Source organism: Vogesella indigofera, from assembly GCF_028548395.1.
Classification (GTDB): domain Bacteria; phylum Pseudomonadota; class Gammaproteobacteria; order Burkholderiales; family Chromobacteriaceae; genus Vogesella; species Vogesella indigofera_A.
In genome coordinates this window covers 109,353-123,316 of record NZ_JAQQLA010000009.1, presented here as the reverse complement: position 1 = coordinate 123,316, position 13,964 = coordinate 109,353, and the positions used below count along the sequence as shown (strand labels likewise).

Annotated in this window: 13 protein-coding genes; all 13 read left to right on the top strand. The window is 59.6% G+C overall.

What is annotated here, in order from left to right:
* Positions 1–7: 7 nt before the first annotated feature.
* Genes PQU89_RS14175 through PQU89_RS14115 form a run of 13 tightly spaced genes read left to right on the top strand, consistent with a single transcriptional unit; the run spans position 8 to position 13,940 of the window.
* Positions 8–601 carry an NADH-quinone oxidoreductase subunit C gene (locus PQU89_RS14175; RefSeq protein ID WP_120809251.1) on the top strand — a complete coding sequence of 198 codons (594 nt, stop codon included), beginning with the start codon at positions 8–10 and terminating at the stop codon, positions 599–601.
* Positions 594–1,847 carry an NADH-quinone oxidoreductase subunit D gene (locus tag PQU89_RS14170; RefSeq protein ID WP_272766387.1) on the top strand — a complete coding sequence of 418 codons (1,254 nt, stop codon included), beginning with the start codon at positions 594–596 and terminating at the stop codon, positions 1,845–1,847. Before PQU89_RS14175 ends, PQU89_RS14170 begins: the two co-directional genes overlap by 8 nt.
* The gene (nuoE, locus tag PQU89_RS14165; RefSeq protein WP_272766386.1) at positions 1,847–2,347 is read left to right on the top strand and encodes an NADH-quinone oxidoreductase subunit NuoE; all 501 of its coding nucleotides are present in this window, start codon (positions 1,847–1,849) and stop codon (positions 2,345–2,347) included. The genes PQU89_RS14170 and nuoE overlap by 1 nt, the downstream gene beginning before the upstream one ends.
* The gene (gene nuoF, locus PQU89_RS14160) at positions 2,347–3,642 is read left to right on the top strand and encodes an NADH-quinone oxidoreductase subunit NuoF (protein WP_272766385.1); all 1,296 of its coding nucleotides are present in this window, start codon (positions 2,347–2,349) and stop codon (positions 3,640–3,642) included. Before nuoE ends, nuoF begins: the two co-directional genes overlap by 1 nt.
* A 3-nt stretch (positions 3,643–3,645) precedes the next feature.
* The gene (nuoG, locus tag PQU89_RS14155) at positions 3,646–6,000 is read left to right on the top strand and encodes an NADH-quinone oxidoreductase subunit NuoG (RefSeq protein WP_272766384.1); all 2,355 of its coding nucleotides are present in this window, start codon (positions 3,646–3,648) and stop codon (positions 5,998–6,000) included.
* Between the two features lie 3 nt (positions 6,001–6,003).
* Positions 6,004–7,050 carry an NADH-quinone oxidoreductase subunit NuoH gene (gene nuoH / locus PQU89_RS14150; protein WP_272766383.1) on the top strand — a complete coding sequence of 349 codons (1,047 nt, stop codon included), beginning with the start codon at positions 6,004–6,006 and terminating at the stop codon, positions 7,048–7,050.
* Positions 7,051–7,078: 28 nt separating this feature from the next.
* Positions 7,079–7,558 (top strand): NADH-quinone oxidoreductase subunit NuoI, encoded by a 480-nt coding sequence (gene nuoI, locus PQU89_RS14145; RefSeq protein ID WP_202902727.1) that lies wholly within the window; start codon positions 7,079–7,081, stop codon positions 7,556–7,558.
* Between the two features lie 9 nt (positions 7,559–7,567).
* A complete protein-coding gene (locus PQU89_RS14140) occupies positions 7,568–8,209 on the top strand; it encodes an NADH-quinone oxidoreductase subunit J (RefSeq protein ID WP_272766382.1) in 642 nt (213 codons plus the stop codon).
* Positions 8,210–8,228: 19 nt separating this feature from the next.
* On the top strand, positions 8,229–8,534 hold the full coding sequence (gene nuoK, locus PQU89_RS14135) for an NADH-quinone oxidoreductase subunit NuoK (protein WP_047966932.1): 306 nt from the start codon (positions 8,229–8,231) through the stop codon (positions 8,532–8,534).
* 35 nt (positions 8,535–8,569) lie between these two features.
* Complete coding sequence (gene nuoL / locus PQU89_RS14130) at positions 8,570–10,621, top strand: NADH-quinone oxidoreductase subunit L (RefSeq protein ID WP_272766381.1); 2,052 nt, start codon at positions 8,570–8,572, stop codon at positions 10,619–10,621.
* Positions 10,622–10,662: 41 nt separating this feature from the next.
* Entirely contained in the window at positions 10,663–12,159 is a 1,497-nt protein-coding gene (locus PQU89_RS14125) for an NADH-quinone oxidoreductase subunit M (protein ID WP_272766380.1), read from the top strand.
* Between the two features lie 20 nt (positions 12,160–12,179).
* Entirely contained in the window at positions 12,180–13,634 is a 1,455-nt protein-coding gene (nuoN, locus tag PQU89_RS14120) for an NADH-quinone oxidoreductase subunit NuoN (RefSeq protein WP_272766379.1), read from the top strand.
* 9 nt (positions 13,635–13,643) lie between these two features.
* Complete coding sequence (locus PQU89_RS14115; protein ID WP_272766378.1) at positions 13,644–13,940, top strand: DUF2818 family protein; 297 nt, start codon at positions 13,644–13,646, stop codon at positions 13,938–13,940.
* The last annotated feature ends 24 nt before the right edge of the window (positions 13,941–13,964 follow it).

Here is a 13,964-nt window from a genome sequence, read left to right as displayed (position 1 = left end):
TTAAACCATGGCATCCAGAATGGAAGTGCTCAAGTCGGCGGTAGAGCGTGTGCTTGGCGACAAGGTTGTATCGGCCAAGATTGCGCTCGGTGAGCTGACTATCGTCTGTAAATCCGTGAACGTGACCGAAGCAATGACCACATTGCGCGATCACCCAGAGCTGGCGTTCGAGCAGTGTATCGACGTCTGTGGCATGGACTACAGCACCTACCAAGACCAACCACAAGACGGCCTGCGTTTTGCGGTGGTTTATCATTTGCTGTCCCTGACGCACAACACCCGCCTGCGTGTGCGCGTGTTTGCCGAGGATGACGATTTCCCGGTCGTGCCAAGCGTGGTGGAAATCTGGAACACCGCTAACTGGTTCGAGCGCGAGGCGTTCGACCTGTTCGGCATCATCTTCGAAGGTCATCCGGACCTTCGTCGCATCCTTACCGACTACGGTTTTGTCGGTCATCCGTTCCGCAAGGACTTCCCGCTGTCCGGTCATGTCGAAATGCGCTACGACGCAGCTCAGCAGCGCGTGATCTACCAGCCGGTCACCATCGAACCGCGTGAGATTACGCCACGCATCATTCGCGAGGAGAACTACGGTGGCTGACATCCGTAACTACACTCTGAACTTCGGTCCGCAGCACCCGGCCGCGCACGGCGTGTTGCGCCTGGTGCTGGAGCTGGATGGTGAAGTGGTACAGCGTGCCGACCCGCATATCGGCCTGCTGCACCGCGGCACCGAGAAGCTGGCCGAAAGCAAGACCTTCATCCAGTCGCTGCCGTACATGGACCGTCTCGACTACGTGTCGATGATGTGCAACGAGCATGCCTACTGTTTGGCGATCGAAAAGCTGGCCGGTATCGACGTGCCGGAGCGTGCCCAGTACATCCGCGTGATGTTTGCCGAGATCACCCGTATCCTCAACCACCTGTTGTGGATCGGCGCGCACTCCATCGACATCGGCGCGATGACCATGTTCCTGTACGCGTTCCGCGAGCGCGAGGACCTGATGGACTGCTACGAGGCGGTCTCCGGTGCCCGTCTGCACGCGGCCTACTTCCGTCCGGGTGGTGTCTATCGCGACTTGCCGGACAGCATGCCGCAGTACAAGGCATCCAAGATCCGCAACGCCAAGGAAATCGCGCGCCTGAACGAAACCCGCAAGGGCTCGATGCTCGATTTCATCGAAGACTTCACCAACCGTTTCCCGGCCTGTGTCGACGACTACGAGACCCTGCTGACGGATAACCGTATCTGGAAGCAGCGTACCGTCGGTATCGGCGTGGTGAACCCGGAGCGTGCCAAGAACTTGGGCATGACCGGTCCGATGCTGCGTGGTTCCGGCATCGCCTGGGACCTGCGCAAGATGCAGCCGTACGACGTGTACGACCGCATGGAGTTCGACATTCCGGTCGGCGTCACCGGCGACTGCTACGACCGCTATCTGGTGCGTGTCGAGGAAATGCGTCAGTCCAACCGCATCATCCAGCAGTGCGTGAAGTGGCTGAAAGCCAACCCTGGCCCTGTCATCACCGACAACCACAAGTTTGCTCCGCCTAGCCGCGAAGACATGAAGAGCAATATGGAGGAGCTGATCCACCATTTCAAACTCTTCACCGAAGGCATGCATGTGCCTGAAGGCGAAGCTTACGCCGCTGTAGAGCATCCAAAAGGCGAGTTCGGTATCTATCTGGTATCCGATGGCGCCAACAAACCTTATCGTCTGAAAATCCGTGCGCCGGGCTATGCCCATCTGGCCAGTCTGGATGAAATGTCTCGTGGCCACATGATCGCCGACGTTGTCGCGATCATTGGTACTCAGGACGTGGTATTTGGGGAGATCGACCGCTGATGCTATCCGCACAATCGCTTGCAAAAATTGACTACGAACTGGCCAAGTATCCTGCCGACCAGTTCCGGTCTGCCATCATGGGTGCGTTGCGCATTGCACTGGTCGAGCGTCGTGAAACCGGCAACACGCCGGAAGAGCGCTGCCTCAATGCCGACGTGATCGAGTTCGTGGCCAACTACGTGGGTATTCCGCCGGTTGCCGCCTACGAAGTCGCCACCTTCTACAACATGTACGACATGAAGCCGGTCGGCAAATACAAGCTGACCGTCTGCACCAACCTGCCTTGCGCGCTGCAAGGCGGCGTCAATGCCGCGCACTACATCGGTGAAAAGCTGGGTATCGGTATCGGTGAAACCACCGCCGACGGCAAGTTCACCCTGCTGGAAGGGGAGTGCATGGGCGCCTGTGGTGATGCACCGGTACTGCTGGTGAACAACCACAAAATGTGCAGCTTCATGACGCGCGAAGCTATCGATAAGAAACTGGCGGAGTTGGAATAATGGCAGTTTTCGTCAATGGCGTGATTTTCGAGGGCGTGGACACCGCCGCTCCGGACTGCTGGCGCCTCGAGTCCTACATGGCTCGCGGTGGCTATCAGGCCCTCAAGAAAATTCTGGATAACAAGATCCCTCAGGAAGACGTGATCGCCGAAGTGAAAAACTCCGGCTTGCGTGGTCGTGGTGGTGCAGGTTTCCCGACCGGCCTGAAGTGGAGCTTCATGCCGCGTTCCTTCCCGGGTGACAAGTACGTGGTCTGTAACACCGACGAAGGCGAACCGGGCACGTTCAAGGATCGCGACATCATCGTCTACAACCCGCACGCACTGATCGAAGGCATGATCATTGCCGGCTACGCGATGGGTTGCAAGGCGGGTTACAACTACATCCACGGTGAAATCTTCGAGGCCTACGAGCTGTTCGAAGAGGCGCTGGACGAGGCCCGCAAGGCCGGTCTGCTGGGACAGAACATCCTCGGCACCGACTTCAGCTTCGACCTGTTCGCGCACCACGGTTACGGCGCCTACATCTGCGGCGAAGAAACCGCGCTGCTGGAATCGCTGGAAGGCAAGAAAGGCCAGCCGCGCTTCAAGCCGCCGTTCCCGGCCAGCTTCGGCCTGTACGGCAAGCCGACCACTATCAATAACACCGAGTCGTTCGCCTCCGTGCCGTTCATCATCCGTGACGGCGGCCAGAAGTTCCTGGAAGCGGGCAAGCCGAACAACGGCGGCACCAAGCTGTTCTCCATCTCCGGTCACGTCAACCGTCCGGGCAACTACGAGATCCCGCTGGGCACCCCGTTCGCCACGCTGCTGGAAATGGCCGGCGGCATGAAGGACGGCAAGAAGCTGAAGGCGGTGATTCCGGGTGGTTCGTCCGCGCCGGTGCTGCCGGGCGAGGTGATGATGGAACTGACCATGGATTACGACAGTATTTCCAAGGCCGGTTCGATGCTGGGTTCCGGCGCGGTCATCGTGATGAACGAGGACGTGTGCATGGTCAAGGCGCTGGAGCGTCTGGCCTACTTCTATCACGAAGAGTCCTGCGGTCAGTGCACGCCATGCCGTGAAGGCACCGGCTGGCTGTACAAGGTAATCCATCGCATCGCCAATGGCGAAGGCCGTGACGGCGATCTGGAGTTGCTGGAATCTGTCGGGAACAATATGGCGGGCCGCACGATTTGCGCCCTGGCTGACGCAGCCGTGTTCCCTGTTCGTAGTTTCACCAAGCACTTCCGCAATGAGTTTGAACATCTCATTAAGCACAAGAAGGCCTTGGTGGATCACAAATGGTGTTGAGCGATGCTTGAAATCGAAATCGACGGAAAAAAACTGACGGTCAATCAGGGCATCACCATCATGGATGCTGCCCATACCGCCGGTACACATATTCCCCACTTCTGCTACCACAAGAAGCTGTCCATTGCGGCCAACTGCCGCATGTGCCTGGTGGAAGTGGAAAAGGCGCCCAAGCCTTTGCCGGCCTGTGCCACTCCGGTCACCGACGGCATGAAAGTTCATACCGCCTCGCCACTGGCCAAGAAGGCCCAGGCCGGGGTGATGGAGTTCCTGCTGATCAACCACCCGCTGGATTGCCCGATCTGCGATCAGGGCGGTGAGTGCCAGCTGCAAGATCTGGCCGTGGGTTACGGCAACTCCTCCTCCCGCTATCAGGAAGAAAAACGCGCCGTGGTCGGCAAGGACATGGGGCCGCTGGTTTCCGCCGAGGAAATGAGCCGCTGCATCCATTGCACCCGCTGTGTCCGCTTTACCGAAGAGATCGGTGGCTTCCAGGAAATCGGGATGGCCAACCGCAGTGAATTCTCGGAAATCCTGCCCTTCCTCGGCAAGACCGTGAATTCGGAAATCTCCGGCAACGTCATCGACCTGTGCCCGGTTGGCGCACTGACCTCCAAGCCGTTCCGCTACGCCACCCGTGCCTGGGAGCTGTCGCGCCGCAAGTCGGTCAGCCCGCACGACGGTCTGGGCAGCAACCTGATCGTGCAGGTCAAGCAGAACCAGGTGATGCGCGTCTTGCCGCTGGAAAACGAAGACATCAACGAGTGCTGGATCGCCGACCGCGACCGCTTCTCGTACGAAGGCCTGAACAGCGCCGAGCGCCTGCAAAAGCCGATGATCAAGTTTGACGGCAAGTGGCACGAAACCGACTGGCAGACGGCACTGGACTACGTGGTCAAGGGCCTCAACGGTGTGGCCAACGATCACGGCAAGGATGCCATCGGCTTCCTGGCCAGCCCGCACAGCACCACCGAAGAGCTGTACCTGGCGCAGAAACTGGCGCGCAGCTTCGGCGTCAACAATATCGATGCCGCACTGCGTCGCAGCGACAAGCGTGTCGCCGCGGCACAGCAGGGCGCACTGTGGCTGGGTTCCAGCATCGTCGAATTGCTGGCCGCCAAGTCGGTGCTGATGGTGGGTTCCACCCAGCGTACGGAGCAGCCATTGCTGGCATCGCGCCTGCGCCAGTCTGTCAAGAAGGGCATGGCACTGAACGTGATCCATACCAGCGACGACGAGCTGCTGACCCGCATCAATGCCAAGCTGATCGTGTCGCCGCTGGCGCTGGTTAACGCGCTGGCACAGGTGCTGAAAGCCGCGCTGGAAATCAAGTCCGCGTCGACCGCACTGGATCTGTCTGCGGCCAACGTTAGCGCCGAGGCTCGCGCCATTGCCGACAGCCTGTGCGCCGCCGAATCGGCTGCCGTGGTGCTGGGTAACGTGGCACAGCATCACCCGGCATTTGTCGAGCTGCTGTCGCTGGCCCAGGAAATCGGCCGTGTGACCGGCGCCCGTTTCGGTATCGCTGCCGAAGCCGCCAACAGCGTCGGTGCCGACATCGCCGGTGTCAATCCGCAACGTGGCCCGATGGGCAAGGCTGTCAGTGCCGGTCTCGGCGCCAGCGAGATGCTGGCCGCACCGCACAAGGCTTACGTGCTGCTCAACAGCGAGATCGAAGCCGACGCCTACAACAGCCAGCAGGCCGTGGCCGCGATGAAGCAGGCCGCCACCGTGATTGGGCTGACCGCATTCAAGGGTGACGCACTGCTGGACTACGCCGACGTGCTGCTGCCGATCGCGCCGTTCTCCGAAACCGCCGGCTCCTTCGTCAACATGGAAGGCAAGCTGCAGCCGTTCAACGGTGTGGTGCGTCCGCTGGGCGAGACCCGTCCGGCCTGGAAAGTGCTGCGCGTACTGGGCAATATGCTCAACCTGTCCGGCTTCGACTTCAACAGCGCGGAAGACGTGCGTGCCGAACTGCTGGCGCAGGGCGACATCGCCGCGGCACTGAACAACCAGCTGAACAGTGTTGCGGCCAACGTTGCGGCCGGCGATGCACTGGTGCGTATCGGTGAAGTGCCGATGTACCAGACGGATGCCATCTGCCGCCGTGCCGGCTCGCTGCAGAAGACCGCCGCGGCCGCCGCGCCCGTGATTGCCCTCAATCCGCAAGACATCGCCAAACTGGGTCTGGAAGCAGGTCAGCCTGCCATCGTCAGCCAGGGTGAGGCCGAAGTTCGCCTGCAACTGGTAGCCGACGCTGCCGTTGCCGCCGGTGCGGTCCGTGTCGCTGCTGCCCATCCGGCAACGCAGGCACTGGGTGGTCTGTTCGAACCGATTCAGATCAAGCGAGGATAAGTCATGGAATTGCTGCAAAACTTGCTGGGGACCGAGGCCGGTCTGGCAGTGTGGACACTGCTGAAGATTCTGGCCATCGTTGCCCCGCTGATGATCGGTGTGGCCTACCTGACGCTGGCAGAGCGCAAGGTGATCGGCTACATGCAGATCCGTATCGGCCCTAACCGTGTCGGCCCGAAAGGGCTGTTGCAGCCACTGGCTGACGGCGTGAAGCTGCTGATGAAAGAGATCATCCTGCCGACCAAGTCGAGCAAGGGTCTGTTTCTGGTGGCGCCGGTGCTGTCCATCATGCCGGCACTGGCTGCCTGGGCGGTAATCCCGTTCACCGACACCATGGTGCTGGCCAATATCGACGCATCGCTGCTGTTCATCATGGCGATCACCTCGATGGGCGTGTACGGCGTGATCGTGGCCGGCTGGGCGGGTAACTCCAAGTACTCCTTCCTGGGCGCACTGCGTTCCTCGGCCCAGATCGTGTCCTACGAGATCTCAATGGGCTTCGCGCTGGTCGGCGTACTGATGGTGTCCGGCAGCCTGAACCTGGTCGACATCGTCAACCAGCAGGGCCACGGTATCGGTGGCGGCTCGGCACTGTCGTGGAACTGGCTGCCGCTGTTCCCGCTGTTCCTCGTGTACCTGATTTCCGGCGTTGCCGAAACCAACCGTGCCCCGTTCGACGTGGCGGAAGGTGAATCGGAAATCGTTGCCGGTTTCCACGTGGAATACTCGGGTATGGCCTTCGCCGTGTTCTTCCTGGCGGAATACGCCAACATGATCCTGGTGTCGGCACTGACCGCCATCATGTTCATGGGCGGCTGGCTGTCGCCGTTCCCGGCTTCCTGGGGCGCGCTGGGCGCATCCGGCGTGATCTGGCTGCTGGTCAAGATTTCCCTGGTGCTGTTCCTGTTCCTGTGGTTCCGTGCCACCTTCCCGCGCTATCGCTACGACCAGATCATGCGTCTGGGCTGGAAAATCTTCATCCCGGTATCGCTGGTTTGGGTGCTGGTTGTCGGCGCCTGGATGATGAGCCCACTGTCGCTGTGGAACTGATACGGATTGGATGAATAGCATGGAAATGATCCGAAATTTTTTCAAAACCTTCCTGCTGGTAGAACTGGTGCAGGGCCTGATGGTGACCGGTCGTCACTTCTTCGCCCGCAAGATCACCGTCCAGTTCCCGGAAGAGAAGACCCCGATCTCGCCGCGCTTCCGCGGCCTGCACGCGCAGCGCCGTTACGCCAACGGCGAAGAGCGCTGCATCGCCTGTAAGCTGTGCGAGGCGGTGTGCCCGGCGCTGGCCATCACCATCGAGTCAGAGCAGCGTGACGACGGTACTCGTCGTACCAGCCGCTACGACATCGATCTGACCAAGTGCATTTTCTGCGGTTTCTGTGAAGAAGCCTGCCCGGTCGACGCCATTGTGGAAACGCACATTTTTGAATACCACGGCGAAAAACGTGGCGACCTCTACTACACCAAGCCGATGCTGCTGGCGGTGGGTGACAAGTACGAGGCTGAAATTGCGGCCAACAAGGCTGCTGATGCCAAGTATCGCTAAGGGGGAGACATGAGCTTTCAAGCTGTTGTGTTTTATGTGCTGTCGTTGATCCTGATCGTTGCCGCGTTCCGCGTGGTGACGGCCAAAAACCCGGTTCATGCGGCCTTGTATCTGGTGCTGGCGTTCTTTACCGCCTCCGGCCACTGGCTGCTGCTGCAGGCGGAGTTCCTCGCCATTGCGCTGGTGCTGGTCTATGTCGGTGCGGTGATGGTGTTGTTCCTGTTCGTGGTGATGATGCTGGACATCAACATCGAGAAGCTGCGTGAAGGCTTCTGGCAGAACTTCCCGCTGGCCGGCACCGTGGCGCTGGTGATGGTGGCCGAAATGCTGCTGATCCTGTCCAGCCCGGAGGCTAACCTTGCCGGCTTCCAGGCCGGGCCTGCGGTTGCGGCCGATGCCAGCAACGTACGCGAACTGGGTCGCCAGCTGTATACCGTTTATCTGCTGCCATTCGAGGCCGCGGCGGTCGTGCTGCTGGTGGCGATGGTTGCCGCCATCGGTATCACCATGCGTAAGCGTGCTGACAGCAAGTACATCAATCCGGCGGAGCAGGTGCGGGTGCGTCGTAATGACCGCGTGCGCGTGGTTCAGGTTCAGGCGGTGAAGCCTGAAGCGGACACTGCTTCTGACACCAACGAGCAACAGGCCTGACGGCCGATTAGGAGGACACGTGCTTTCACTCACACACTTCCTGGTTCTGGCCGGCATCCTGTTTGCCATCAGCGTACTGGGTATTTTCCTGAACCGGAAAAACCTGATCATCCTGCTGATGGCCATCGAACTGATGTTGCTGGCGGTGAACTACAACTTCATCGCGTTTTCGCACTATCTGTCTGATACGGCTGGGCAGATCTTCGTCTTCTTCATCCTTACCGTTGCGGCGGCAGAATCGGCGATTGGTCTGGCGATTCTGGTGGTGCTGTTCCGTAAACTGGACAGCATCAACGTAGAAGACTTGGGCAGCCTCAAAGGCTAAGGCAACCGGATACCACTTTAAAAAGCACGACAAACATGGATATGAAGAGCTTATACCTGCTGATTGCGCTCTCACCACTGGTGGGGTCGGTCATTGCAGGCCTGTTTGGATGGGCGATTGGTCGCCGTGCTGCACACGTTGTTACCATTCTTGGCGTGGCAGTTTCGGCGGTTCTCTCGATTGGCGTACTGAAGGGCTTCCTTGACGGCAGCACCCAGGTATTCAATGCCCCTGTATACACTTGGCTGACGGTCGGTGGTTTCGAGTTCTCCGTCGGCTTCCTCGTTGACTCGCTGACTGCGATGATGCTGGTGGTGGTGACCAGCGTGTCGCTGATGGTGCATATCTACACCATCGGCTACATGCACGAAGATCCGGGTTACCAGCGCTTCTTCAGCTACATCTCGCTGTTTACCTTCTCGATGCTGATGCTGGTGATGTCCAACAACTTCATCCAGCTGTTCTTCGGCTGGGAAGCGGTGGGTCTGGTCTCCTATCTGCTGATCGGTTTCTGGTTCAAGCGTCCGACTGCGATCTTCGCCAACCTGAAGGCCTTCCTGGTCAACCGTGTCGGTGACTTTGGCTTCCTGCTCGGTATCGGCCTGGTACTGGCCTATTTCGGCGGTTCGCTGAACTACAGCGACGTGTTCGCTGCGGCGCCGGCGCTGGCCAGCAAGACCATCCAGATCATTCCAGGGGTGGAGTGGTCGCTGCTGACTGTAACCTGCATCCTGCTGTTTATCGGCGCGATGGGTAAGTCGGCGCAGTTCCCGCTGCACGTGTGGCTGCCGGACTCGATGGAAGGTCCGACGCCGATCTCGGCACTGATCCACGCGGCAACCATGGTGACCGCCGGTATCTTCATGGTATCGCGCATGAGCCCGCTGTTCGAAATGTCGGATACCGCACTGAACGTGGTGATGGTGGCCGGCTCGATCACCGCGCTGTTCATGGGTTTCCTCGGCGTGGTGCAGAACGACATCAAGCGCGTGGTGGCTTACTCCACCCTGTCGCAGCTGGGTTACATGACCGTAGCGCTGGGCGCTTCCGCCTACTCGGTGGCCATGTTCCACGTGATGACGCACGCGTTCTTCAAGGCCCTGCTGTTCCTCGGCGCCGGTTCCGTGATCATGGGCATGCATCATGACCAGGACATGCGCAATATGGGCGGCCTGCGCAAGTACATGCCGATTACCTGGATTACCTCGCTGCTGGGTTCGCTGGCGCTGATCGGTACCCCGTTCTTCTCCGGTTTCTACTCCAAGGATTCCATCATCCTGGCCGTGGAACACAGCAACCTGGCGGCTTCCGGCTTTGCCTACTTTGCCGTGATCGCCGGCGTGTTCGTGACCGCGTTCTACTCTTTCCGCATGTACTTCCTGGTCTTCCACGGCAAGGAACGCTGGATGGAGAACCACGGTTCGCACCACGCCCATGAAGGCGATCATGACGACGAAGAACCGTCCGATGACCACCACCATGGTCTGGGTCCGAACGACAAGCCGCACGAGTCGCCATGGGTGGTGACGCTGCCACTGGCACTGCTGGCGATTCCTTCGGTGCTGATCGGCTTCTTCGCCATCCATCCGCTGGTCGGTGGCAAGTTCTTCAACGGCGTGATCTTCACCAATCTGGAAGCACATCCGGGCCTGGAAGCAGCAATGCATCATGCCCACGATGCGATGGCCATGGGCCTGCACGCCTTCGTGACCTTGCCGTTCTGGCTGGCTGCCGCCGGTGTGGCGCTGGCCTGGTTCTTCTACATGAAGGCGCCGCACATCCCGGCCGCCATCAAGCAGAAATTCTCCGGCGTGCACACGCTACTCGAGAACAAGTACTACATGGACGAGCTGTACTTCGCCGTGTTTGCCAAAGGTTCGCGCGCACTGGGCACTTTCTTCTGGAAAGTCGGTGACATGCTGCTGATCGATGGCTTGCTGGTGAATGGCAGTGCCCGTCTGGTCGGCTCGGTATCCAGAGCGGTCCGCAAGCTGCAAACCGGTTTCATCTACAGCTACGCTGCGGTGATGATCATCGGGGTGCTGGTTCTGATGACGTACTGGTTCAAGCCGCTGATCCTCCGTTAAGGATCGGTACCGGAATCGATATAACAAATTAGGTTCTCGATATGTTTGCTAATCCTTTGAGTCTGGTGATCTGGACCCCCATCGTAGCCGGCCTGCTGGTGCTGGCGACCGGTGGCGACCAGCGCGCACCGCTGGCGCGCTGGCTGGCGCTGGCTGGTGCCGTGCTGGGGTTCCTGGTATCGCTCCCGTTGTTTACGCAGTTCGACAACCTGCATGGCGGCATGCAGTTTGTCGAAAACATGCCGTGGATCGAATCCCTCGGTATCAACTACCACCTGGGGGTGGACGGCATCTCGATGCTGTTCATCGTGCTGAACAGCTTCACCACGCTGATGGTGATCCTGGCCGGCTGGGAAGTGATCCAGAAGCGCACCGCACAGTACATGGCCGCGTTCCTGATCATGTCCGGCCTGATCAACGGTGCCTTCGCCGCGCTGGACGCGATCCTGTTCTACGTGTTCTTCGAGGGCATGCTGATCCCGATGTACCTGATCATCGGTGTGTGGGGCGGTCCGCGTCGCGTTTACGCCTCGATCAAGTTCTTCCTGTACACGCTGCTGGGTTCGCTGCTGATGCTGGTAGCGTTCATCTACCTGTACTTCCAGGCCGGCAAGAGCTTTGACATCCAGGCCTTCCAGGCACTGAAGCAGATCCCGCTGCAGGTGCAGATCCTGCTGTTCATCGCCTTCTTCCTGTCGTTTGCGGTGAAGGTGCCGATGTGGCCGGTACATACCTGGTTGCCGGATGCCCACGTGGAAGCACCGACCGGCGGTTCCATGGTGCTGGCGGCGATCACGCTGAAGATCGGTGCCTACGGCTTCCTGCGATTTGCGCTGCCTATCGTGCCGGATGCCTCGATCGAGCTGTCCCCGATCATTATCGGCCTGTCGCTGGTGGCGGTGGTGTACATCGGTCTGGTGGCACTGGTGCAAACCGACATGAAGAAACTGGTGGCCTACTCCTCCATTTCCCACATGGGCTTCGTGACCCTGGGCATGTTCCTGTTCACTGGCAGCCAGATGAATGCGTGGGCGGTGGAAGGTGCACTGGTGCAGATGGTGTCGCACGGCTTCGTTTCCGCCGCGATGTTCTTCTGCATCGGCGTGATGTATGACCGCGTGCACAGCCGCAACATCGCCGACTACGGTGGTGTCGCCAACAAGATGCCGATCTTCGCCGCCTTCATGATGCTGTTCGGCATGGCCAACTCCGGTCTGCCGGCCACTTCCGGCTTCGTCGGCGAGTTCATGGTGATCATGGGTGCGGTGCAGGTGAACTTCCTGGTTGCCGCGCTGGCTGCCACCACCCTGATCTTCGGTGCCGCCTACACCCTGTGGATGTACAAGCGCGTGATCTTCGGTGAGGTGGGCAACCACCACGTGGAAGAGATGAAGGACGTCAACAAGCGTGAATTCCTGATTCTGGTGATCTTGGCCGTGACCGTACTGGGCATGGGTCTGTACCCGCAGCTGTTCGTTGAAAAGATGCACCTGTCTGTCAATGAACTGATCGCGCACGTTGCGCAAAGCAAGCTCTAAGAGGCCACAAGGAATACGAAATGAATTGGGCTGATCTCAATCTGATGCCGGCTTTGCCAGAGATGTTCCTGCTGGGGGCTCTGTCGGTAATCCTCATTCTTGACCTGTTTATCTCGGACGCCAAGCGCGGCATTACCTACGCACTGTCGCTGCTGACACTGCTGGTTTGTGCCGTGATCCAGGTTTCCACTTTCGAGCCGTTCGCCACCATCACCCTCAGTGGCATGTTTGTCGATGATCCGCTGTCGGACATCGTCAAGGTGGCGATGTACGGCGTGACGGCACTGGTGCTGGTTTACACCCGCCAGTACGTCAAGGATCGCGACCTGTTCAAGGGTGAATACTTCACCCTGACCCTGTTCGCCCTGCTGGGCATGAACCTGATGGTGTCGGCCAGCAACTTCGTCAGCCTGTACATGGGCCTGGAACTACTGTCGCTGTCGCTGTACTCGCTGATTGCCTTGCAGCGTGAGTCCGGTCGCGCCATCGAAGCCGCGATGAAGTACTTCGTGCTCGGCGCGCTGGCTTCCGGCTTGCTGCTGTACGGTGTGTCGATGGTGTACGGTGCCACCGGCTCGCTGGAACTGGCCAAGGTCGCTCAGGCGATCGCCTCGGGCAGCGCCAACCAGACACTGCTGGTCTTCGGCCTGGTGTTCATCGTGGCTGGTCTCGCATTCAAGCTGGGCGCGGTACCGTTCCACATGTGGGTGCCTGACGTTTACCAGGGCTCGTCCACCGCGATGACGCTGATGATCGGTGCCGCACCGAAACTGGCGGCCTTCGTGTTCGTGATCCGCATCTTGGTGCAGGGTCTGGGCGAAATGGTGGCCGACTGGCAGGGTATGCTGGTGATTCTGGCTGTGCTGTCGATGGCCATCGGTAACCTGACTGCCATTGCACAGACCAACCTCAAGCGCATGCTGGCCTATTCGACCATCTCGCACATGGGTTTCCTGCTGCTGGGCCTGATCGCCGGTAATGCCGAAGGCTACTCCGCCGCACTGTTCTACGTGATCGTTTACGTGCTGACCTCGCTGGCCGGTTTCGGCATCCTGCTGGGCCTGTCGCGTGCCGGTTTCGAGTGCGAGACGCTGGACGACCTGAAAGGCCTCAACGGCCGCAACAGCTGGTACGCGCTGCTGATGTTGCTGGCGCTGTTCTCGATGGCCGGTATTCCGCCGCTGGCGGGCTTCTACGCCAAGTTTGCGGTGATCCAGGCCATCGTCAACGTCAACCTGCTGTGGCTGGCGATCGTGGCGGTGCTGATGTCGCTGATCGGTGCCTTCTACTACCTGCGCGCGGTCAAGGTGATGTACTTCGACGACGTGCAGGATCACAGCCCGATCACCATCTCCGGTGACATGAAACTGGTGCTGTCGCTCAATGCCGTGGCCTTGCTGGTACTGGGTGCGATGCCGGAACGTCTGATCGCAATGTGTGTCGAAGCGATGAAACAATCCCTCGTCGTCCTGTAAGGAATCAGCATGGAAGTCAGCGTCATCGTTCTGTTACTGCTCGCGTTTGTTGCGGCCAACCTGCCATTCATGACCCGGCGTGTTGCCGGCATCTGGCAGGTCGCCAACAAGCACTTTGGCTGGCAGTTGCTGGAACTGGTGGCGCTGTACCTGCTGCTGGGCGTGCTGGCACAGCTGCTGGAAGGCCGCTATTCCCCGGTACACGTGCAGAAGTGGCAGTTCTATGTCACCACCCTGGCACTGTTCCTGGTGTTTGCGTTTCCCGGTTTCATCGGCCGCTACTTCTGGAAGAAGCGCGGTATCTAAGCCGCTGCGCAGCACAACAAAAAC

Coding starts and splice junctions, on each gene's coding strand:
- PQU89_RS14175 (WP_120809251.1), top strand. CDS start 8: ATGGCATCCAGAATGGAAGTGCTCAAGTCGGCGGTAGAGCGTGTGCTT.
- nuoE (WP_272766386.1), top strand. CDS start 1,847: ATGCTATCCGCACAATCGCTTGCAAAAATTGACTACGAACTGGCCAAG.
- nuoF (WP_272766385.1), top strand. CDS start 2,347: ATGGCAGTTTTCGTCAATGGCGTGATTTTCGAGGGCGTGGACACCGCC.
- nuoG (WP_272766384.1), top strand. CDS start 3,646: ATGCTTGAAATCGAAATCGACGGAAAAAAACTGACGGTCAATCAGGGC.
- nuoH (WP_272766383.1), top strand. CDS start 6,004: ATGGAATTGCTGCAAAACTTGCTGGGGACCGAGGCCGGTCTGGCAGTG.
- PQU89_RS14140 (WP_272766382.1), top strand. CDS start 7,568: ATGAGCTTTCAAGCTGTTGTGTTTTATGTGCTGTCGTTGATCCTGATC.
- nuoL (WP_272766381.1), top strand. CDS start 8,570: ATGGATATGAAGAGCTTATACCTGCTGATTGCGCTCTCACCACTGGTG.
- PQU89_RS14125 (WP_272766380.1), top strand. CDS start 10,663: ATGTTTGCTAATCCTTTGAGTCTGGTGATCTGGACCCCCATCGTAGCC.
- nuoN (WP_272766379.1), top strand. CDS start 12,180: ATGAATTGGGCTGATCTCAATCTGATGCCGGCTTTGCCAGAGATGTTC.
- PQU89_RS14115 (WP_272766378.1), top strand. CDS start 13,644: ATGGAAGTCAGCGTCATCGTTCTGTTACTGCTCGCGTTTGTTGCGGCC.